At 54.2% G+C, this 21028-nt stretch carries 17 protein-coding genes and 1 tRNA gene; 11 read left to right on the top strand and 7 right to left on the bottom strand.

Annotated elements, in window-relative coordinates; translation table 11 throughout:
- Positions 1-126 precede the first annotated feature (126 nt).
- From BXY66_RS15895 to BXY66_RS15870, 5 genes are all read left to right on the top strand, one after another.
- A complete protein-coding gene (locus BXY66_RS15895; protein ID WP_132861369.1) occupies positions 127-2280 on the top strand; it encodes a glycosyltransferase in 2154 nt (717 codons plus the stop codon).
- Positions 2277-3200, top strand: coding sequence for a methyltransferase domain-containing protein (locus BXY66_RS15890; protein WP_132861368.1), 924 nt, complete (start codon positions 2277-2279; stop codon positions 3198-3200). The genes BXY66_RS15895 and BXY66_RS15890 overlap by 4 nt, the downstream gene beginning before the upstream one ends.
- A gap of 100 nt (positions 3201-3300) precedes the next feature.
- Positions 3301-3972, top strand: a complete 672-nt coding sequence (locus BXY66_RS15885) for an FkbM family methyltransferase (protein ID WP_165929211.1) — start codon at positions 3301-3303, stop codon at positions 3970-3972.
- Positions 3973-5834: 1862 nt separating this feature from the next.
- Positions 5835-7625: an FkbM family methyltransferase gene (locus BXY66_RS15875; RefSeq protein WP_165929210.1), complete on the top strand. Its 1791-nt coding sequence runs from the start codon at positions 5835-5837 to the stop codon at positions 7623-7625.
- Positions 7625-9583 carry a hypothetical protein gene (locus tag BXY66_RS15870; protein ID WP_132861365.1) on the top strand — a complete coding sequence of 653 codons (1959 nt, stop codon included), beginning with the start codon at positions 7625-7627 and terminating at the stop codon, positions 9581-9583. The genes BXY66_RS15875 and BXY66_RS15870 overlap by 1 nt, the downstream gene beginning before the upstream one ends.
- Before the next feature lie 621 nt (positions 9584-10204).
- Here the strand turns inward: BXY66_RS15870 and BXY66_RS15865 are convergent.
- Entirely contained in the window at positions 10205-11146 is a 942-nt protein-coding gene (locus tag BXY66_RS15865) for a Stf0 family sulfotransferase (protein WP_132861364.1), read from the bottom strand.
- A gap of 534 nt (positions 11147-11680) precedes the next feature.
- Between BXY66_RS15865 and BXY66_RS15860 the strand changes: the two genes are divergently transcribed.
- Complete coding sequence (locus BXY66_RS15860) at positions 11681-12352, top strand: TetR/AcrR family transcriptional regulator (protein ID WP_132861363.1); 672 nt, start codon at positions 11681-11683, stop codon at positions 12350-12352.
- 29 nt (positions 12353-12381) lie between these two features.
- On the opposite strand, the gene BXY66_RS15855 is transcribed toward BXY66_RS15860, so the two are convergent.
- Complete coding sequence (locus BXY66_RS15855; protein WP_132861362.1) at positions 12382-13050, bottom strand: GntR family transcriptional regulator; 669 nt, start codon at positions 13048-13050, stop codon at positions 12382-12384.
- Between the two features lie 84 nt (positions 13051-13134).
- Between BXY66_RS15855 and BXY66_RS15850 the strand changes: the two genes are divergently transcribed.
- Positions 13135-14178, top strand: coding sequence for an AbrB family transcriptional regulator (locus BXY66_RS15850; RefSeq protein ID WP_132861361.1), 1044 nt, complete (start codon positions 13135-13137; stop codon positions 14176-14178).
- 108 nt (positions 14179-14286) lie between these two features.
- Here BXY66_RS15850 and BXY66_RS15845 read toward each other — a convergent pair.
- Both BXY66_RS15845 and BXY66_RS15840 read right to left on the bottom strand, forming a co-directional pair.
- Positions 14287-14362 (bottom strand) — tRNA-Ala (locus tag BXY66_RS15845).
- 97 nt (positions 14363-14459) lie between these two features.
- On the bottom strand, positions 14460-14783 hold the full coding sequence (locus BXY66_RS15840) for a TIGR02300 family protein (RefSeq protein WP_132861360.1): 324 nt from the start codon (positions 14781-14783) through the stop codon (positions 14460-14462).
- Positions 14784-14892: 109 nt separating this feature from the next.
- Here BXY66_RS15840 and BXY66_RS15835 point away from each other — a divergent pair, with 109 nt between their 5' ends.
- The gene (locus BXY66_RS15835; RefSeq protein ID WP_132861359.1) at positions 14893-15582 is read left to right on the top strand and encodes a M48 family metallopeptidase; all 690 of its coding nucleotides are present in this window, start codon (positions 14893-14895) and stop codon (positions 15580-15582) included.
- A 42-nt stretch (positions 15583-15624) separates the two neighbouring features.
- A complete protein-coding gene (locus BXY66_RS15830) occupies positions 15625-16278 on the top strand; it encodes a GntR family transcriptional regulator (RefSeq protein WP_132861358.1) in 654 nt (217 codons plus the stop codon).
- 18 nt (positions 16279-16296) lie between these two features.
- On the opposite strand, the gene BXY66_RS15825 is transcribed toward BXY66_RS15830, so the two are convergent.
- Together BXY66_RS15825 and BXY66_RS15820 are read right to left on the bottom strand one after the other, a co-directional pair.
- On the bottom strand, positions 16297-17622 hold the full coding sequence (locus tag BXY66_RS15825; RefSeq protein ID WP_132861357.1) for an MFS transporter: 1326 nt from the start codon (positions 17620-17622) through the stop codon (positions 16297-16299).
- Positions 17623-17792: 170 nt separating this feature from the next.
- Positions 17793-18755 (bottom strand): acetyl-CoA carboxylase carboxyltransferase subunit alpha, encoded by a 963-nt coding sequence (locus BXY66_RS15820; protein WP_132861356.1) that lies wholly within the window; start codon positions 18753-18755, stop codon positions 17793-17795.
- A gap of 129 nt (positions 18756-18884) precedes the next feature.
- Between BXY66_RS15820 and BXY66_RS15815 the strand changes: the two genes are divergently transcribed.
- On the top strand, positions 18885-19748 hold the full coding sequence (locus BXY66_RS15815) for an AraC family transcriptional regulator (protein ID WP_132861355.1): 864 nt from the start codon (positions 18885-18887) through the stop codon (positions 19746-19748).
- Complete coding sequence (locus BXY66_RS15810) at positions 19745-20374, top strand: GyrI-like domain-containing protein (RefSeq protein WP_132861354.1); 630 nt, start codon at positions 19745-19747, stop codon at positions 20372-20374. Before BXY66_RS15815 ends, BXY66_RS15810 begins: the two co-directional genes overlap by 4 nt.
- Before the next feature lies 1 nt (position 20375).
- On the opposite strand, the gene BXY66_RS15805 is transcribed toward BXY66_RS15810, so the two are convergent.
- The gene (locus BXY66_RS15805) at positions 20376-20975 is read right to left on the bottom strand and encodes a LysE family translocator (RefSeq protein WP_132861560.1); all 600 of its coding nucleotides are present in this window, start codon (positions 20973-20975) and stop codon (positions 20376-20378) included.
- Positions 20976-21028: the final 53 nt, after the last annotated feature.

The following is a 21028-nucleotide window of genomic DNA, read 5'->3' as shown; positions in this document are numbered from 1 at the left end:
AAAAACTGAGCTGGTTGCAAAAGATTGGCGATCCAGCTATTTGGATAAAGTCTGTCTGAGCGTGGGTTTTATCCGACCTTAGTCTTTGACATTCGTGACAAATATTGAGAGCGGATAACAAGCTGGATGAGACAACCCAAGATTTCCGTGGCTGTGTGCACATTCAACAGGTACAGCGTTCTGCCCGACTGTCTAGCGTCGCTGGAGTCGCAGACACTGGCTACAGAGGACTACGAAGTCCTGATCCTTGACAACAGCGACGATCAATTCGCGCGAGAAGCTTTTTGGACGGATCGAAGCCTGCCCACGAACGTCCGCCTCCTCAAGCTTGAGAAAAGTGGGTTGTCGAATGCGCGAAACGTTGCCTTGGAAGAAGCCGCCGCACCACTGATTGCGTTCATCGATGATGACGCATTGGCGTGTGCCGGTTGGCTGCAAGCGCTATTGGGTGCTTTCAACTCTACAGAAAAGCCGACGGTCGTGTTTGGGCCGGTGCAACCGATTTGGCCAAACGGCCACAGACCGGCGTGGGTGACGCCAGATTTTGAAAGCGCATTCACAGTCCTTGATCTCGGCCGCAATAGTCGCGTCGCGGGAGAACACGAACATGGTTTCGGCGCCAACGTCGCGTTTTCGGTCAAGCACGCGCGTCGCGCGGGTGGCTTCCTGGAAAACCTCGGTCGCCACGGTCGTAGCCTGATGAGCGGCGAAGACCTGCACTTGCAGACGGTATTGTATGAGGCTGGGCAAACCCGTTGCTACGCTGCCGAAGCAATTGTCGAACATCACGTGCACGAAGACCGGCTTTCAAGATCGTGGCTTATGGCAAGGTTCGCATGGCAGGCCGCAAGCGACCGAGTAGAAGGGGTGAGCTGGTCGGATGCGGAAAGCGTAATCTACGCGCTCAGATCCGGACAATATGGCCGTGAAGTCGCTGACTTATTCAAGGCCCTTTTTAAGGACGAGGGCCCAGACTACCCGAATCTTTCGCATCAGTTGAGCACTATAAAAAGCCTGGTGGCGGCATTCCTCGCGCTGAATGATCTCGACGATAGACGACTGTCGCGCTTCGGCAGCGATGTGACGGACAATCTCGCGCCAGGCGAAGGGAGCAGCGCGCCTCCATATCGATGGGCGCCCTCGATTGCTCCGGACACACGGCTGCTTGTAGCGGAAGGCGCCGGTAACAGGGGACACAATTACTTGGTGGCGCCCCTGCGTCTACTTCCGCATATGCAGGAAATAGCGATGACCGTCCCGGTTGACTCGCCCTGCCCTGACTACGACGGAATCTTCGAGGCCATCTCAGGGCGAAACTGCAAACTGTTTCTCCCGACCCTCGATAATCATTTGTACTGGTTGAACCGGGCAAATTTTACAGGTCTGATGGATAGGCACGCGGTGAAAATCTCCGGCTTTTTGCACCGGCTACCTGACAATGAAGCCGATGTACGTGCACTGCAGACGTTCGGGCAGCGCCTAGAGGCAGTCTTTGTTTTCGCGCCGCAGATCGAACTTACCCTTCGAGAGCAGTACGGTCTCGATCGTGTCTACACGCTTCCTCACATTGCTCATCACGCGCCTTACATGACCATGTCTCGCACAGAGGCACGACGCAGTCTTGGCATTCCTGATGATGCCGTCGTGCTGGCCCAAATGGGGGAACAGCGTCCGGGCAAGGGGCTTGAAAACTTGCTTGAAGCGATTCCGCACCTATCCGACGACGTGAAACGAAAGCTGTTCGTGCTGCTGGTCGGAAAGGCCCAGCCGCGTATCATAAAAGCTGCGCAAGAGGCTCTGACAGCCGCGGGTGTTGCGCATCGCATTGACCTAGCCGACAACGGAATCCCCGGTGATTATGCTGTTGTAAGCCCCTGGGACTATGCGACCCGGATCGTGGCGTCAGACTATGGATGCCTGATGTTCGACGGACCGCAAAAAAATGTCATGAGCGGTGCAATCTCGGATTATTTGAGTGCTGGCGTCGGGGTGATTGCCGCCGTGGATACGGTTGTCGGCAAGTTTATCGCAAACCTAGGTGCGGGGCATGTGATCTCAAACGAAACACCCAAGGTACTGGCTGGCGCTCTTGACAGCGTCGTACGTTCTTCGGAAGTTCTCGACAAGCGAAGCTCTCCAATGACGGATTACCTGCGCCAAATTGACCCTAAGAACGTTGCGACGAGGATCGCGTCTGTGCTTGAGATACGGGCGGAAACCGGGCCGATTGGATTGGCTGAAGCGGAGACGACAAGAACTTACGAAAGCGAGCAGTCGTGACATTGAGCAATGAAACCTACGATGCAAAGTTTTTCTCGGACCAGGTTGATGGTTCTAGCCTGAGTGCGTCCATCATGGTGCCTTGGATCCTCGATCTGCGTGCAGGTGCGAGTTCGGTCGTGGATGTCGGATGCGGGACGGGAGCATGGCTGGCCGAGTACGAACGCAATGGGATTGAGGACTATCTTGGGATAGATGGCCACTTACCTGACGGGCACCTTCTCAAGATTCCGGCGTGTCGCGCTCTAAAACGAAATCTTGCGGACCCGCTGGACCTAGGACGGCGCTTTGACATCGCCCAGTCGCTAGAAGTTGCAGAACACCTTTCCGCGAGTTCTTCAAAGGCATTCGTGGATACGCTTGTGTCTCTGAGCGACGTGATTGTGTTCGGGGCCGCGATCCCCGGTCAAGGTGGGACGTATCACGTCAATGAACAATGGCAGAGCTACTGGTGGTCCCGCTTCGAGGAACGCGGATACGCAGGCATCGATGCCTTGAAGAACCGTGCCTGGTACGACTCTCGCGTAATGTGGTGGTATGCCCAGAACACAATGGTCTTCGTAAATCGGGAGAGACCCGATCTTCTCGAGCAGGTGCGCGCGAAGGCTTCGGCAAGGCCCGTGGTAGACGTCGTGCATCCGAATTGCTTCCGCCAGTATCGCGACGCCCTCGAAAACGCCCACATGTCCAAAGCTACCCATGACCCGGACTATGAAGAGCTGCTGCAAGAGCACAGACTTCTCTTGCAGTCGCTCCCGCGCAGGTTCAAAGATCCCGGTCGGATCAGACGACTGTATTCAGAAAGCAAGTCATGGAAAAGGGTTATGTTGCGGCACCCTTTCAAAGTCGCCTATTGGTGGGACCTTTATAGAGTGCAGCGGCGACGCAAGCGCGCGGAGCAGGCCGCGCTCGTGAATTAAAAGCGCATACGCATTGGTCGCTTTTGTAGAGTATTCGGCCACGAATTGTCTTAGCTATTTCGAATTAGGTAACCTGGCAATCACTAGGAGGGACAGTCGATTGGCCGCAGAGTCCGATATCGATATACATCTTCTCAATCACTACTTCGCTCAGCGACCGAATGGGCGTACGCACGTTCTCGTGGAAATTGGCGCCGCATCGCCGGAATACCTCTCGATTGGAGCGGGATTCCGGAAGGCCGGCTGGCGTGTCCTTTCCGTTGAACCCAATCCAATTTTTGCGGAGCAGCATCGCCGGATGGGGCATGAGATCTATGAATTCGCCGCTTCCGATTCGGACGCAGATGAGGTGGATTTCTACCTCGTTAATCTGCACGGCATTGAATACCAGAGTGGTGAAATCACCTACGAGAGCATTTCGTCCCTAGGTATCAGACCGGAGTTCCAAGTTCAGCTAGATGATCTTTCCGACAAGGCGTCTGTGGAACGGATTAAGGTGCGGCAGAGGCGGCTGGATACGATCCTCGCCACCGCGGCGGTCGAGGTGGCCCACATCGACCTGCTTTGCATCGATGTCGAGGGCTGGGAGATGGAAGTCCTTGGCGGTCTGGATTTCGAAAAATTGGCTCCGAGCGTTATAGTGTTAGAAAACTTTGGTAATTCGAGCATATACCGGGATCGTATCGGGGCGTTGGGTTATGTTCTCATTGAAAAATTTCCGCCAAACGAGATTTTTGTTCGGCGTTACGGAGAGGGTCAGAGTGATATTTAGACTGACAGTTTTGGGCGCGACTGGCGGCAGATTTCATAGGAAGACTACATGAACGCTAGCCGCAATCCATTCTTGTACTGTATTGCCTCATTTACAATGAGAAAAACTTACCGGCTAAGACCCTAGAGAATTGAAGGCGCTAGCGCTGAAGCTTCCTACGCTTGAAGAAGTGTACCCGGTACTAAGGGAAGAGCTCAATTCTTGCGGGGTGGAAGTACACTTTGATTATTGCTCGCGAGATCTACTCGAATCTCTCCAGTCTAACTTTCAGATGCCTTGGGTGGAAAGCCAAAACCCAGACAACTTAGCGTCTGAATACTCAACACAAATAGTACGGAGCCTTGATGCTATAAAGCGCATTCCGAAAAACGAACTTACTGTGCGGACAACGCCAGATCCTAAAGGTTGTAAAAGTGACTATAAAAGCTTGTTAGGCGATAAACTGAATTCATCGTTAGGGGCATTAGGCAATGATCCGGTTTGTTCCGTAGATTGGTCAAAGCAGCGTCGACGAAAGCAATATATTCCTCAAGCGATACTGGAAAAGTTTGGAGAATCTGCGGTCGTTCAAAGATATGGCAGCACATTCGGGATTGGCCGATGCCGGATGGACTTCCCCGGATGAAGTGGTTCTGCGCTATGTTTAGGAACACGGAGGAAAAACATGGCCAACCAGCGACCAAAGCCGGAAGGGATTGCCACAAAGCTGCGGCAGCTTGAGGTTCTGACGAGGCATCCGTCACTCTGGGCTGCGAACAGATAGAGGAGAGAACAAGGAACGGTTTCTGCCTACTCCTTCCAGATAACGGAAATTGGTGCCAAGCGAGGCACTCGTCATTTTGACCCAAAGGAGGCATCAGACCAATCCCATCGAGTGTCTGTAATGGCAAGCTTACCGGACGCTGGACCCGGTTGATCCAACCTATCCATCCTCGGCAACCAAATTCGGATGTTTTCTAAAGTGGTAGGTTGTTAGAAATTCAGTTGGAACAGTCCCTTCTAACTGAACTCAAAACAAATTTTGGATTCGTTGGATTAGTTGGATGAAAAAAGTGGCGTACCGGGGGACGCGCGACATCACCGCTGCAGGGCCACTTGGCATAGACCGGGGTTTTGATTTTGGGCGGGGGATGTTGCGCAGAGGGAGGTGGATGGCTCACTTGGCTACCCCCGTCGCACAAGTGTTGTCACGTGTCTGCACCCGGTCGCGTCGGCGTGTATTTGGTCATATCATCACAACGGTTGTGGCACCCTCGTCACTCCAGTGTCACTCTTATCACTCCGCTGTCACTCAGTATGCTGACGTTACTACGAGTCAGGGATGCAGTTCCGGTGCGATGCATGTTGCACGTCGTCTGCTGCCATGCGACACTCAAGTCACTGATAACCAAGCGGGTTCACGTCAGAGTGGTTCGTGATGGTGATGGACGATACACGTGCTTACACACGGTGCACAAAACAACGGTCCTGTGGCTAAACTGGATAGAGCAGCCCGCTCCGAATGGGCAGGTTGCAGGTTCGAATTCTGCCGGACCGCCACAAGGTTTCCGCAAACTGATCCCATTTGCATCGCTTTGTGCAGAAGACTTCAGAAGGTATCAAAAAATCTTAAGGCTGAAACGGCCGCTGTCTCGCAAAAAAGCCTGCAAGCCACTTGCATTCTAGAATGAATTTTGGATGTCAATGTTAGGCCAACGTAGCTTTGATCTCCACAGCGCTGAACCAATGAATGGCAAGCGAGAGGCCAAAGACCAGTAAACCCACGTAGTTCACCAAATTTTGGAGGCGTGTTTTCTTTGACAGTTCCGTCGTAAATGCATAGGACCGCCATACGAGAAACCACAAACCGGCAAAGCCTCAATATGTCCAAAAACAATTTCATAGAAGAGCACATTAATAAGTTTCAGATCCAGCATCCCGACATAGAAGTAGCTCTTCGCGAACAATATGGCCAATTGTCAGAAGACATCATTGTGGATGGGCTGCTGTCGGCGTGGGCCCAGCGTACCGGTGCCAATCTATCTGATTACCGTTACCTCGAAATCGGAGCGAATCATCCAATTGCCACTAGCTCGAGCTACTTGCTGCAGCGATTGTATGGCATGACAGGAGTTTTGGTCGAAGCAAATCTTGACCTCCACGATGCACTACAAGCTGCGCGTCCTGAGGACGAGATTTTGTATTGTGCCGTTACGAATGAAGACGTCAACGAAGTGGAGTTTTTTATCTCAAACCAGTCCGAACTAAGCTCTCTGAGCCGGAGTTTTGTTGAGGAGTGGCAGGGCGGAAAAGTTGGTCTCGCAGAAGCGCGGACGGTGCCTGCGATGCGGGTCAACGCTTTGCTCGAAGCGCACTTTTCGGACAACCCACCTGTTTTCTTGGCGGTTGACGTAGAAGGTATGGATTTAGACATCCTGCAGGATGTAGACTGGGTACATTGGCGGCCTGTTGTGGTGCAGGCAGAACCGTCGGATCATTTTGTTGAAGGTCAAAGCACGTCAATCATTCAGTATATGCACACGAAAGGCTATGTGCTCGCAGCTCGCACAGAAATAAATCTGATCTTTGTCGATCGTGAAGAGTTGTTCGGAATGACGTCGTTAATTTCAGCAGACGCCAATGGTTCAAAATTGCCGATACCTTCCGCACCTTTCGTTTCGCCTAAGTATGAATATAGTGAAACCGTGTCGGTTGGAATTGTTACGCGCACCAAGAATAGGGCCGTGCTATTGCGACGTGCGCTGGAAAGCGTAAAGGATCAAACCTATCCGCACTGGCAATTGGTAATTGTAAACGATGGCGGACAGCCGGAGCCCGTGGACGCTTTGGTTAATTCGGTGTTTGGTAACGATAAGCGGGTCAGCGTCATTCATCACCCTGAATCTGTGGGTATGGAGGCCGCGAGCAATTCAGGTCTTTCAAGGCTGAACACTGAACTTGGGATTATCCATGATGACGATGATAGTTGGGCTCCAGATATGCTGGCAGTCGCGACAGCCGTCTTGAGGGAAGCGAACGCCAAGATCCCAAGTGTTCGTGGCGTGGTGACACGAGTAAATTGGGTTCTAGAGACAGTAACTGCCAATCAAATACAAATCGATAAAATCGCGCCATGGAACGATCAGTCTCCGGATCGTTTGACGGAAGGCTTGATTAGCTTGGCACGTATGTCCATGCAAAATCTATTCCCTCCCATAGCCTTTGTTTTTGATCTGACTCTCGCTCGAAAATTAGGCGGTTTTGATCAAAACCTTCCAGTTCTGGGCGACTGGGATTTTAATCTTAGATTTTGCATGGAAGCGGATATTTGGGTGCACCCTGAGCTGCTTGCGTTCTATCACCATAGAAACGAGGCGACTGGAGATCTTGGGAATTCTGTGGTGGCGGGCAAAGCCAAACATGATCTTTATAACGGGTATATTCGTAACAAGCTGCTACGAGCAGCGCACACCCCTTTGGAAGCCACTATGGTATTGCTCCGCGAGCAGGGTCTGCAGACACAGTCCTTGGAAAACAAACTAAATCACACATATTTCGACCTAAACGGTGGGACTTTAGCTTCTAGTCTTTCGCGCGGAGGCTCAAAAAAGCAGAAAACGAAGTTTGGAGCTTTTCTGTCTGAACTGAACAGAAAACGTAAGCGCGTATTTTGATGGCCAAAGAGACTGATGTAAATTTCGAAAATTTCAAGATTGTCAGTTTTGATATCTTCGATACCCTATTACACCGAAAGGTTTTGGCCCCCGTCGACGTTTTCGAATTGGTCCAGTACCGCGCATTCGAAGACACTCGAAGTTTGCTTTGTCACAATCTCCTAAGCGACTTTGCGGAGACCCGCAGGACAGCGGAGGTAAATGCCCGGCAGAGGCGCATCGCAGAGTTTGGCGGGGAAGGTGAAGTTACCTTAGCTGAAATTTACCACCAATGGGTTAGCGATACCAGTTCCCCAACGGACATCGCGAATTGGCTGAAGGGACTTGAGTTGGACTGCGAGGCACGGCTCCTTTATGCCTCAGTGCAAGGTAAATCTCTCTACAACGCCGCTCGTGCAGCCGGGTGCGAGATATTGTTCGTCAGCGACATGTACTTGCCGCCTGAGTTTGTTCGAGACCGCCTCGTTTCAGCGGGTTTTGATGAAGATAGTTCTTATCCGCTTTACATATCGGGAGAGGTGCGACTCTCAAAACACAATGGCACATTGTTTAGTGAGATTGCCAGGCGCGAGAACCTGGAAATAGGAACGCATTGGTTGCATGTGGGAGATAACTTACATTCTGACGTCATCAATGCTCGCAAGGCTGGCCTAACCGCATTCCATGCAACTTGGGCAAACATTGTTAATCTTCCGACAAATCGACGTGCTCGCGGCTCAGGCAACGCCATTCATTCATTGATGGAGGCCCTAAGTGAGCCACATGCTATCGAGCGGATGCCAAAGGACGCATTGGAACGGATAGCTTACCAGGTCTGGGGGCCAATGCTGTTCGGATTCACCTGCTGGCTGATCGCGCATTTTCGGAACACTGGTATCCAACACGTGGTATTTGTTGCCAGGGATGGCTGGTTGATGGCCAAGCTTTTTAAACTCTGTGTCAAGAAGGTTCCCGATGTGAACTTCACACATGACTATTTCCATATGTCGCGAAAAACGGGGTTTAAAACAGGCGTGCGTGATTGGCACCCTGAACGTGTTTGGTTTTATTTTTCGGGAAAGAATGAAAGCACCGCAAATCGTGTCTTTTCGGCAGCGGGTTTGAAAGCCGAAGACTATTTGGAGGATTTGAAGCGAGTTGGTATTGTGGACATCAATACTGCTCTTACACCAGCGCAGAAACCCAAGGCCGCTAAAGCATTGAACGCGGCTTACATGGATGTACTGAAGAAAAACGCAGGCATGCGACAACTATTTGCCAAATTCTACGACGATGCGCTCACGGAGCACTCAAGAGTCGCGCTAGTTGATATCGGGTGGGTCGGAAACATTCAGCGTTGTTTTTTGCATTCATTGTCTGATCCAACGGCATCCCAACGCGTATTTGGGTACTATTTAGGATTACATAGAGACTGCAAGGGTTTGAATAGCGAATTAGGCATGCAAATGCAGGGATGGTTCAATAGTTCCGAGAAGTACGATGAGTTCAACGATGCTCTTTTGACAGGAGGGGTCGAACTACTTGAATTCATCCTTACGGCCCCGCATGGTTCAACAATTGATCTTAAGGCAAGTAATCATGGGATAGAACCGGTTTTGGAAGTTCAAACAGAGGAGGAATTGGAGCATCAAGCGACGGCTAAACGAGCGCAATCGGGAGTAATGAAATTCGTGGAAGACTATGCCTTTTTACTTGATTGGTTTTCGCCTGATACACTGGCTAATCCAGCTTGGGCAGAAGCGTTTTTGAGCCTTGCAAAAGACCCCGACGACGAAGCATTACATTGCCTTGCGGGTATCACGCACTCCGATGGTCCAGGAACAAACGACGTGCGGCTTGAGTTAGCCCCAAAGTTGTCTGGCAGGGAAGCTACGGATATAAAGCGTTGGGCGGCGGCAAGAGAGAGTTCGTTTTGGAAAAGTGCTTTTGACAAACGCAATCCGAAGCCGGACAAATAAGCTATGCGCCATAGAGTTAAGGACCATTGGGTACTGTTTTTCCGGCTTAGTAGGTGAGCTATTCGCGATTTTTTCGCTTCGGTTTGAGTTCGGTCACTCATTGGTATTTTTAGAAATGATCGTCCCTTCGTTCCTCCACCGATCGGCTGCTGAAAAAGGGGTTATGTGTGGACTTCAACTAGTTTCGGTTTCGCTTACTCGCTGGAAGACTATTCATACTTTGGATCGAAGAAGATTTTTCTGAATTGCAAGTATTTTCAGTCATCCAAGATAAGCCGACCGTTCCTATCGACCGATCTGATCAGGCAAATTTAGTGAACGCCGGACATTGGTTGGATGTTTGGAACTCTAACGCGCCGAACATGGAAAATTTGCGCGTCAGATTGTGGTTTGCCGATCCAGCTATTGAGGACAGCGCAATCAGAGCCGACAAATCTTAGAGCTGAGGATGCCTAACCGGCAAGAGCGCGGCATTGCTCCCGAAGAGCGATGCCTAGAATGCCGGTTTGGACACCATTTACAAGAGAAGTCGTTATGATCCCTAGTCTGTCTCTTTGTAAGCTGCAGGCTGACATAGACCGCAAAGATCTTCAAAATGAATGTGGCACCCGCAACGGCTGCTCACTCAAGCGCACTTTCATTGTTGAAAAAGTACTTCCAAGGGTACCGTTTCTTTTGAACTGGCTTTACAAGTCCGGTGTCACGTTCAATACCCGACTTTATCTGAATCCGACATGCAGCTACCAATTCTTCAATATTGGGTTTTTCATCCAAACCCAAAAAACTGGATAGCTTGGCAACAACTTGGTCGCGCTCCGAAGTCGAAGTAACTTTTTTCATCGGATGCGCCTTCCAAACAGATTTCGCACTCAACCCAGCGAAGTCATGTACTTTTTTGCAAACTAACTCAGGCGTTTCGGCCAAATCTTCGTAGTCCAACTGTAGAAACGGCTCATCTAGGTTTTTTATGATTAATCGCATAAAATCGTTTTCTCTATCGATTTGCGAAACATTAGAAATTATTTCAATGGGCGAGATACGACTTATCGCTTCTTTTCGATCTACTGCACCTGCTATCTTTTGTTCTCCATTGTCAGCATTGTTGTTCCACTTGTGCCAGTCGCCAGTTTTTCTCGCCATCAGCCTCGAAATCGACTGTGAAACTACGTCGCGCCGTTTCAATGTAATGAACAGAGTACCGTGAGCCGCCTCGGAAAAAGAGCTAAGGAATTGAGAGCAAATTTCATGCTCGCTTGTCGAACCAGTCGTGTTCGTGCGGGAATACTGCCGCGCAATCGTCGGGATGTAGTTCGACATCAGTTTTAGCCCAACTACATCGTTTAGCCGCGAGTCGGACATTGCATTATTGAAATCGGATGCCGACATCTGTGTCTTGCCAGACACTAAGTGATCCCAAAAATGTTCAGCAGGTCGACCAAAGTGTTCAGAATTTCTCAAGTGTTCACACAAGAGAGTACTTCCACTTCGTTGAGTGGCCAGAACTACACAAGCCCCGAAACCTTGGAGATTGTTCTTGGATATGGTTGTCTTCACGTTTTTCATTCGATTTTGTTAAGCGGTGTGCTAACTGCGATAGCCCACAGATTGCACGAAGTACCGCTACTTGTTTTCAACTTCTGCAATTGTGATGCCCGAGCTAGTGTTGGCCTCCACTCACACCGCAATGCAAACTTAGCGTTTCTTTCCTTTGCGTTGCTGCTTAAACCTTCCCCTCGGCCGACAGTTGGAGTGGCAAAAGCTAATTTTCAACATAGATGTGCTTCGTGCCTTGAAAGCGCAATATACATTCAACATGGGGGTGTCAAAGACATGTGCTCAGGTAGAGACATAGCCAATCGAAATCCTGGCGCAGCATCACGTAACCAGATGTTGGGCAATGATGCCCGCATCTATGTCCTGAAAGCCGATGGATGCCGCGTTTTCTGTGGGTTTTTCTTCGGAACATTCATGCAAATTCCATGCGAAACCCGCCCATTATCGGGAAGTCCGGGTTCCGTGGCTGGCTATGTCGACCGCAGGCATCTGTTTGCGAAGCTCCATTGCGTGGGTCATTATTAAGTCAAAACGGAGGGTGCTATGGCGACCAAACCGAAAACCCGTCGCGGACCTCAGGCGCGTGGACTGGTCCGTAGGCAGCAACTTGAAGATGCAGCTGAAAAGTTGCTGGAGAGCAAAGATATTGATCAGATTTCTTTGGCAGATATCGCCAAGGAAGCGGGCATACCGGTGGCGTCCGCGTATTCGTTCTACACCAACGTCAGTGACCTTTTTTCCAACTTGTTGGTCAAGCATACCGGTCTGATGTTCGATGCGGCAGTAGCGCCCGTTGAACCCGCAAAATCCGAAAGTTGGCAGATGATCGTGGGGCAGGTCATTGACGGCATTGCCGACTACTTGCGGTCTTCCCGTACCGTGCAGCAGCTGCGGCTGTCCAACAAGGTCATGCCCGAGGTGCGTTACACGGACGAACGTCCGCGAGGGGCCGATTTTGCGCTGCGTTTGCAAGACTTGATTTCGGAAGCCTACGTTTTACCGGCCTGCGTTGGCGGGGAGCGCCCGCTGGTGATTATGCTGGACATAGCGGAAGCGGTTCTGGTCGGTGAGTATTTAAGAACCGATCGTGTTTCCGAGGAGAGTGTTGAGGAGGCCAAGCGGGCGGCGCTGGCCTATCTCAGGTTATATGTTCCTGAGTATCTGCCTCGCCGCGAAAGCCAGCCGGACGGTGCCGAGGCGGGCGGGGACACCTAAGATCAGGAACCATCTGCAAAACGTCGGTATTACGTCGGCAAAGCATCGGTTTCACGAAACGCCTTGATGCGGGTGCGCTGGGAGGCTTCGATGTGTCGCCGCATCGCGGCTTCTGCTGCGTCGGCGTCGCGCGCCTCAAGTGCATCGAGCACATCGCCGTGCTCCTTAACCGCGTTCTCGAAGCGCTCCGATTGAGATAGTGTTGTCGGTCCGAGGATCATCATCGCCTTTTGCATGGCCTGCACCGACTTTGCGAGGAAACGGTTTTTGGCGCTGTTCAGAAGAAGGGCATGAAAGCTGCGGTTCAGGTGGAAGGCGCGGGTGCCTTCGCCGGCGGCGCGAATTTCCTCGTTGAGTGCTCGCAATTCGGCTATTTCGACATCTGAGGCAGAGCGTACAGCAAGCCGTGCCGCGGTGCCCTCAAGAACGGCTCGCATCTCATACAATTCCATCACCTCTGCATAGTTCAATGACCGTACAGAAGCTCCCTGACGTGGCACGTGAGTCACAAGGCCGTCTGCTTCAAGTTGTCGGATCGCCTCGCGGACAGGCGTGCGGCTGATCCCCAATCGCGCGGCCAGGTCGGTTTCCCGCAGGCGGTCGCCGGGGGAGAGGGCACCATTTCGAATTTCACTCAACAAAGCTGCATAGGCTGCGTTGCCGTGCAGGCCGTCGGGTTGAGAGGTTTCATCTTGCATTTGAGGGGTCGCCTTGCGCCTTTGTATCCGAATGTATACAAATGGATGCAAATGCGTCAAGCGTACCCTTGGGAATCGTCTGTCATGACCCACCCCATTCTGAGAGCCAAAACATTTGCTGCCGCCGGCTCCGGTGCGGCGCTGTTCTGGTGGCTTGGCCTGCCATTGCCTTTTCTCTTTGGTCCGATGAGCGCCTGCCTTTTGTTGGCGCTGTCAGGACAGAAGCTGGCCGGGTTCGGGCAGGTTTCGGTGGCGGCGCGTACGATCCTCGGTGTCGCCGTTGGCACTTCGTTGACCCCGGATGTGGTTGCAACTTTGCCGCAAATGGCCGGATCGATCGCCCTGGTGCCGATTTATGTCGCCATCATCGGCGCCATAGGAGTTCCATTTTTTCGCCGGGTTGGGGGCTTTGATCCGGTGACGTCCTATTATGCGGCGATGCCGGGTGGTTTGCAGGACATGATCATTTTCGGGCAGGAGGCTGGTGGCAGCGCCCGCGTTCTGTCTCTGATTCACGCCACACGAGTTCTGGTGATCGTGACTCTGGCGCCGCTCATTCTTACGGGCCTATACGGCGCGAGTTTGAGTAATCCAATCGGCCAGCCTGCCGCGGAGCTTCCGCTTGGTGAAATGGCTCTGATGGTTTTGGCGGCCCTGGTGGGTTGGAAAGGCGGCGAAAGAATCGGCCTTTTCGGCGCTTCGATCCTTGGACCAATGATCGTCTCAGCGGCTCTCACCATGGGGGGATTGTTGCATTCCCGACCGCCTGCAGAGGCTATTCTCACCGCACAGTTCTTCATCGGGACAGGCATTGGCGTCCACTATGTCGGAGTGACCTTGCGCGAATTGCGTCAGATCGTGGCAGCTGGACTGGCCTTCATGTTGGTGCTGGCCTTGTTGGCGGCAATTTTTGCGGAAGGCGTGACCCTTTTGGGGTTGGCTCCGCCTATGGAAGCCTTCTTGGCGTTTGCCCCTGGCGGACAGGCTGAGATGACGGTCCTGTCGATCATTGTCGGCGCCGATCTGGGCTTTGTCATCGCCCATCACTTAACACGGATCGTGGTGGTCATTCTGGGAGCGCCAATCGTCGCGCGTTGGCTCCGGAAACGGAATCACCCCTCCGGCTAGGTGCGCTCGTGGCGCGTCTGCCGGTCATATCACCACGACAAAACGGACGTAGAAACAGCCTGATGGCTGAACGTATAGTCGCGAACAATTTGTGATTTTTTGGAGTAATGGTGGAGCCTAGGAGGATCGAACTCCTGACCTCTACAATGCCATTGTAGCGCTCTCCCAGCTGAGCTAAGGCCCCATCATTGTCAGGCCTCTCAGCCTGTGCGCGCCTGATTAGGCGTATTCAGAGGCGGGTTCAAGTGAAAAATCCCGCCTCCGAGAAGATTGTGCGATAATCAGCTGTCGTCGTCTTCGGATGCCACGTCCGCGATCTCGTCGAGCGAAACGTTGTCATCCTCGTCGTCGTCATCCAGGACATCATCCTCGAGGTCCAGGTCAACAGCGTCATCATCCTCGAGCACGTCATCCGCGTTCTCGATGTTCTTGGCTTTCAGCGTCGCTGCATCTTCGGCGTCCGCTGCAATCATGCGGCTTTTGCCCGCATCTACTTCTACGACGTCGCCTGTGTATGGGCTGACGATCGGGTTTTTGTTCAGGTCATAAAAACGCTTGCCAGTAGTCGGGCACACACGCTTGACGCCCCATTCTTCTTTGGGCATGGGAAATCCCCTTTGAATCGGTTGAGTCTCTCTCGACGGTTTGGGGCAACTGCCATATCAAAGAGGCCGTGTCAAAGGGGTTTCTCCCGAACTGGGCCAAGGAGGGTCAATGTCGCACCATATATTGCCGGGAAACCCGCCGGTAACGGTGGTTTTGCGCCATTCAAGCCGCGCGCGGCGGATAAGCCTGCGTGTATCGCGGTTGGACGGGAAGGTGACCCTGACGGTGCCGAAAGGCGTGCGCGAGCGAGAGGCGCTGGGATTCGCTCACGAAAAGGCGGACTGGTTGCGCGCGCAGCTTTCCAAACAGCCGGATCTTGTTCAGGTCAGCCCTGGAGCGATGCTGCCTGTTGGGGGAAGGTTGCGGCAGATCGTACCCGGCAAAGGACGGTCTGTGGTCCTGGGCCTGGACGAAATCGCCGTGCCTGGAGATGCTGGCCGAGCGGGTGCTCGCGTTCAGGGGTTTTTAAGAGAGTTGGCCCGCAACCGGCTGGCTGAAGCAGTGGACCACTATGCGGCGCAGTTGGGGCGGAAGCCGACCCGAATGACGCTCAGGGACACTCGGTCCCGTTGGGGGTCTTGTAGTTCAGCGGGTGCCCTCATGTTCAGCTGGCGGCTGGTGATGGCGCCTGAAGATGTGCTGGACTATGTTGCGGCGCACGAGGTCGCACATCTGCAGGAAATGAACCATTCCAAGGCATTCTGGGACCAAGTCGAGCGCATCCACGGGGATTACAAAGCGCAGCGAAAATGGCTAAGAGATCAGGGGCAGGAGTTGCACCGATACCGTTTTGCCTGAGGCTGCATTGACCTTCTTTCGATTTGTGATCACAGTCGCGCCATGATCCCGACCAGCCGCCAGCAACAAGATATTTCCACTTCGGCGCATGACCGTGTTTACCGCGCGTTGCGCGCGCGGATCATGTATGGCGAGCTGGCACCCGGAGCGGCGCTGACGCTGCGGGGAATCGGCAAAACCTATGAGGTGTCGATGACGCCGGCGCGCGAGGCGGTCCGGCGGCTTGTTGCGGAGGGCGCCTTGTTTCTTTCGACATCAGGGCGCGTGTCGACGCCGGAACTGTCGAGCGAGCGCCTCGAAGAACTGGCCGCTTTGCGGGCCTTGATCGAGGTTGAGTTGGCCAGCCGGGCCTTGCCGCGTGCGCACATGGCGTTGATCGAACGTTTGGTGAGCATCAATGGCACCGTGTCCGAAGCGGTCGCGCGACGGGATGCGGTCGGGTACATCCGCGCCAATCTCGAATTTCACCGCACGCTTTATTTGCGGGCTCAGGCGCCGGCTATGCTGGCAATGGCAGAGACCGTCTGGTTGCAACTTGGTCCGACGATGCGGGCCCTCTATGGTCGCTTGAGGCGCACGGAACCCCCAACACAACATAGATTGATCATTGCGGCCCTGAAGGCAGGCGATGAGCCGGGCTTGCGTCTCGCCGTGCGCTCAGACGTGACCCAGGGGCTGCGTTTGCTGGCCAGCTAGGACCGCACCGACCCAATCTTACCCCTGAGTTGGCCAAACGTGGTGTTCGTCATCTATCACAATGGCATGGCTGTGACGGCGGCCGCCATGTTTGATGAGATGCGGGTGGTCGTCGGGTAAGTTGGTGTGTTCGTGTTCGATTTCCGCCGGTGCCGCCTGCCACAAAAAGCGCCCGACCAAGGTCGCCGCGAGCGCGACAGTGCCCATCACAATCAACGACCCGTCCAGTCCGAATTTAACACCGCTCCATCCGGCCAGTGGGTAAGTGACCAGCCAGCACGCGTGGCTGAGCGCAAAGTGTGCTGTGAAAACCGCAGGGCGGTCCTCGGAACGGGCAGAGCGTCGCAAGAGCCGTCCTGAAGGCGTCAACACCGCAGAATACAGCACCCCGGTCAGCATCCATACGCCGAGGAACAGCGGCCATGAAAGCGCGCCACCCAACCAGAAGACAGCACCGTGGAGAAGCGTGAGCGCCGAAAGCGCCAAGGCGGCCGCGCCCATGACGGGACGGTCCGGCACTTGATCAAGCAGACGTGGCAGAAGCAATGCAGAAAGCATGCTGCCGGCCCCAAAAGCGCCCATTGCGACGGCGAGGCCGGTTTCGCCGAGGCCGTAGGTTTCGCGTACCATGACCACCGAGTTGACAAGAACAAAGGCGCCGGCTGCAGCGGCTGCGGTGTTGTAAGCCAGCAGTCCCCGCAGGCGTGGCGTGGCGAGGTAAATCCAGCCGCCTCGGGTGACCCGTTGCAAAAATGGCCGCTCCTTCGTGTCTGTTCGACCGGGAAGACTGGTTTGCCAGATCAGCAGGGTAGACAGCAGAAAACCTAGCGCGGTGCCTACAAACAATCCCGAGTAGCTCACGAACAACAACAGGGCCCCCGCGAGAGCGGGTGAGAGCAAATTCTCCAGATCATAGGCAAGGCGTGAGAGCGAAAGTGCGCGAGTATATTCGGCTTCATCCGTCAAAATGTCTGGTATGGTTGCCTGAAATGTCGGGGTGAAGGTTGCGGAGGCGGCCTGCAAAACAAAGATAAGGCCATAGACCTGCGCAACGCTGTCGACAAACGGCAGGCACAACGCGACACCAAACCGGATCAGGTCCGCGGCGATCAATACAGCGCGGCGCGGAAGTCGTGCCACCAGCGCGCCCATCACCGGGGACAGCCCGACATAGGCCACCATTTTGATCGTGTAGGCCATGCCCAGCACGGCGCCGGCCTGCGGTCCAGCCAGATCATAGGCAAGGAGGCCAAGCGCGATTGTTAACAGACCTGTGCCCACAAGCGCCACGATCTGTGCGGCAAAAAGTCGTGCAAAGGTCGGATGTCTGAGGATCGCCAACATGTGCCCAGCCTAGCGCACACCGCGCCGCCTTCAAGCGACGAAAACACGCTTTTGCTGAACTATTTCTTTCTGGTCAAAAATACCCACAGGCTCAGCGAAGCTGAGCCACGCCCAACAAAAAACCGCCCCGAAAGGGGCGGCTCTTTTTGGCGGGAGATCCGGATGATGGCTTAAGCAGCCAGACCCTTTTTGCCCACGTCCAGAAACTTTTTTCGACGATCGGCGATCAGCGCCTTGCTGTCTTTTTTGCTCAGTTCCTTTAGCATTGCCGCAATCGCTTTTTGGACACTGTCGATTGTTGCTTTGGCGTTGCGGTGCGCGCCGCCCATCGGTTCTTCGATGATGCGATCAGCCACGCCCAGTTTCTTCAGATCTTGTGCGGTCAGGCGCAGCGCTTCAGCCGCTTCGCGCATCTTTTCGGCATCTTTCCAGAGAATGGATGCGCAGCCTTCGGGCGAGATCACCGAGTAGACTGAGTGTTCCAGCATTGCGACACGGTTGGCAGTCGCAAAGGCCACGGCGCCGCCAGAGCCACCCTCGCCAATGATCACTGAGATCAGCGGCACGCCGATGTTCAGGCAGGCCTCGGTCGAGCGCGCGATGGCTTCGGATTGACCGCGCTCCTCGGCACCTTTGCCCGGGTAGGCGCCGGTGGTGTCCACCAGTGCGATTACCGGCAGTCCGAAGCGGTCGGCCATTTCCATGAGACGCACGGCCTTACGGTAGCCCTCGGGACGGGCCATGCCGAAGTTGTGCGCGATGCGGGATTTGGTGTCGTGGCCTTTTTCATGGCCGATCACCATTACCGGTTGATCGTTGAAACGGGCCAGGCCGCCGGTCACGGCGAGGTCGTCGGCAAAATTGCGATCCCCAGCCAGCGGCGTGAATTCAGTGAAAAGCGCTTCGATGTAATCTTTGGTGTGCGGACGCTCGGGGTGGCGCGCAACCTGGCATTTGCGCCAAGGGGTCAGGTCTTTGTAAAGCTCCTGAAGCAGGTCTGCCGCTTTCTTGTCCAGAGCGGCAGCTTCGTCGGCGACATCCATTTCTTCGTTGGTCCGCGCCAGTGCGCGCAGCTCTTCGGCCTTGCCCTCAATTTCGGCGAGGGGTTTTTCGAAGTCGAGATAGTTGGTCATCGCATCCTCTTTGGCGGGTTTGCCTTGTGACTTCGCTATATGACGCTGACCTGAGGGAATTGCAACGGCTGTGGCGGCTGGGTGAATTCAGCAAGATTTGTGCCGCGCCCCTGTGGCAAGGTGTTTGCAATGACGAAGAAAGGGCTGGGTGTGGCCAACTACGACAAGCGGCTGATGCGGGTGCTCAGGTACATTCACGACAATCCGGCCGGTGACATGTCGCTGGACCGGCTTGCTGATGAAGCCGCGATGAGCCGATTTCACTGGCATCGGATTTTCCACGCCATGACGGGAGAAACCTGTGCGCAGGCCGTGCGCAGGGTGCGGTTGCACAAGGCCGCATGCTTGTTGCTTCTGGAAGATGCCGCCCCGGACGAGATTTCACGCGCAGTGGGGTATGACAACCCGCGCAGTTTCGGGCGGGCATTTGCGTCACAATACGGCGCGAGTCCCGCGAAATTCAGAAAACAGGGCGTGCATGTGGCGCCTCTGATGACACGTAAAGAGGGGGAAGGACCGATGTTTCCAGTCAGTGTTCGTGAAGAGCCACCGCGGGTGATTGCCGGTGTCGTGCACAAGGGTGCGTATAGCCGGATTGGAACCGCATTCGAGGCCTTCTTTGGCCTTTGTGAAGCTAACGGTCTGTGGCCGAGGCTGGGAAATCCTGTCGGCATTTACTTCGACAACCCCGAGGCCAAGCCGGAACCGGATCTTCGCTCAATGGCAGGAGCCGAATTGCGTTTGAACGAAGTGCCTGAAGACCTTGAGGGTTTTACCATATCTGGCGGACGTTACGCCGTTCTGACGTTACGCGGGCCCTATGACCTCATCCCCCAAGGATACGATGCCCTGTTTGGAAAGTGGTTGCCTGAAAGCGGCGAGATGCCTGGTGATGCGCCATGTTTCGAGATTTACCTGAACAGCCCGTTGGATACGAAGCCCGAGGATTTGCTGACGGAGATTTGTCTCCCACTGGCGGAGAAACCTGCATGACCGGAAAGATTGACTTCAAGAAGGCCGACAAGCCTTATTACAGCGGTAAAGTCGGGCGCTGGGACCAGATCGTGGTGCCTCGCTTGCAGTTTCTGTCTATCACAGGCCAAGGCGATCCCGGCGGACCCGTTTACGGGCGTGCTTTGAAGGCGTTGTATCCCTTGGCTTACGGGATCAAGTTTGCCCGAAAGGCTTTGGGAGCCGACTTTGTCGTGCCACCGCAAGAAAGCCTTTGGTGGGCCGATGATCCCGGCAGCTTTGTCCGGTCCGAGCGTGACAAATGGCGATGGACCGCGATGATACGCATGCCTGATGCCGTGACGGACGACGACCTACAGAATGCGCGGGACAAGGCCGAAGCAAAGCTGGCAAAGAAGGGGGAAGATGTATTTGCCTTGCAGGAGGTGACGCTGACGTCTCTGGAGGAGGGCACATGTTTGCAGACATTGCATGTGGGGCCGTATGCAGACGAAGCACCGGTGCTGGCGGAGCTGCATGACGTTGTGATGCCGGAAGCCGGCCTGACCTTTGGCGGGCATCATCACGAGATTTACTTGGGCGATCCACGAAGAGTCCCGCCGGAAAAGCTTCGCACGATCCTGCGGCAGCCGGTTACAGCCGTCTGATCTAGGTTGTTGCGAGAAATGTCGGCACAAGCGAAGCCAACAGAAGCGCGGCCATGCACCAGTTGAATACGGTCAGGCGACCGGGTTTTGCCAGCAAGCGGCGGATGCCTGTTCCGAGCACGGTCCAGCTCGTTGCGCTGCAAGATCCAATCAGCATATATACTCCGGCAACGATGACAATTGCGAGCAGGTCGCGGGTGGTGGCGTAGAGCGTGATCGCGCCAAGTGCCATTGACCAGGCTTTTGGATTGACCCACTGGAATGCGGCGGCTTGTAAATAAGTCAACGGGCGCGAGTCCGCCTGGGCTTCTTTCGGAGGAGCGGCATTGGCTATTTTCCACGCCAGCCAGAGCATATAGGCGACGGAAGCCACCTTAAGAATGGTGTGGCTGACAGGGTAGGCGTCAAACAGTTGCATCACACCCAACCCAACCAGAACGATCATCGCTGGAAATCCGGTTGCCACACCCAAGAGGTGCGGCACGGAGCGTTTCAGACCGAAGTTCGCACCCGATGCCATGAGCATAAGGTTGTTCGGTCCAGGGGAAAAAACCGTGACAAAGGCGAAAAAGGCTAGGGCGAGCAGGATGTCGTATGTCATGACGCAACGGTGCGCGAAAATTCGCGCCATGGAATTGCGTTTTGCGGCGTTGT

Origin of the sequence: Shimia isoporae, from assembly GCF_004346865.1 — a bacterium.
GTDB lineage: Bacteria > Pseudomonadota > Alphaproteobacteria > Rhodobacterales > Rhodobacteraceae > Shimia > Shimia isoporae.
The sequence above is the reverse complement of the archived record's forward strand: the minus strand, read 5'-3'. Positions and strand labels throughout refer to the sequence as shown.

What these genes read in the sequence shown, in the direction of transcription:
- BXY66_RS15895 (WP_132861369.1), top strand. Translation starts at nt 127, where the DNA reads ATGAGACAACCCAAGATTTCCGTGGCTGTGTGCACATTCAACAGGTAC.
- BXY66_RS15875 (WP_165929210.1), top strand. Translation starts at nt 5,835, where the DNA reads ATGTCCAAAAACAATTTCATAGAAGAGCACATTAATAAGTTTCAGATC.
- BXY66_RS15870 (WP_132861365.1), top strand. Translation starts at nt 7,625, where the DNA reads ATGGCCAAAGAGACTGATGTAAATTTCGAAAATTTCAAGATTGTCAGT.
- BXY66_RS15865 (WP_132861364.1), bottom strand. Translation starts at nt 11,146, where the DNA reads ATGAAAAACGTGAAGACAACCATATCCAAGAACAATCTCCAAGGTTTC.
- BXY66_RS15860 (WP_132861363.1), top strand. Translation starts at nt 11,681, where the DNA reads ATGGCGACCAAACCGAAAACCCGTCGCGGACCTCAGGCGCGTGGACTG.
- BXY66_RS15855 (WP_132861362.1), bottom strand. Translation starts at nt 13,050, where the DNA reads ATGCAAGATGAAACCTCTCAACCCGACGGCCTGCACGGCAACGCAGCC.
- BXY66_RS15850 (WP_132861361.1), top strand. Translation starts at nt 13,135, where the DNA reads ATGACCCACCCCATTCTGAGAGCCAAAACATTTGCTGCCGCCGGCTCC.
- BXY66_RS15840 (WP_132861360.1), bottom strand. Translation starts at nt 14,783, where the DNA reads ATGCCCAAAGAAGAATGGGGCGTCAAGCGTGTGTGCCCGACTACTGGC.
- BXY66_RS15835 (WP_132861359.1), top strand. Translation starts at nt 14,893, where the DNA reads ATGTCGCACCATATATTGCCGGGAAACCCGCCGGTAACGGTGGTTTTG.
- BXY66_RS15830 (WP_132861358.1), top strand. Translation starts at nt 15,625, where the DNA reads ATGATCCCGACCAGCCGCCAGCAACAAGATATTTCCACTTCGGCGCAT.
- BXY66_RS15825 (WP_132861357.1), bottom strand. Translation starts at nt 17,622, where the DNA reads ATGTTGGCGATCCTCAGACATCCGACCTTTGCACGACTTTTTGCCGCA.
- BXY66_RS15820 (WP_132861356.1), bottom strand. Translation starts at nt 18,755, where the DNA reads ATGACCAACTATCTCGACTTCGAAAAACCCCTCGCCGAAATTGAGGGC.
- BXY66_RS15815 (WP_132861355.1), top strand. Translation starts at nt 18,885, where the DNA reads ATGACGAAGAAAGGGCTGGGTGTGGCCAACTACGACAAGCGGCTGATG.
- BXY66_RS15810 (WP_132861354.1), top strand. Translation starts at nt 19,745, where the DNA reads ATGACCGGAAAGATTGACTTCAAGAAGGCCGACAAGCCTTATTACAGC.
- BXY66_RS15805 (WP_132861560.1), bottom strand. Translation starts at nt 20,975, where the DNA reads ATGACATACGACATCCTGCTCGCCCTAGCCTTTTTCGCCTTTGTCACG.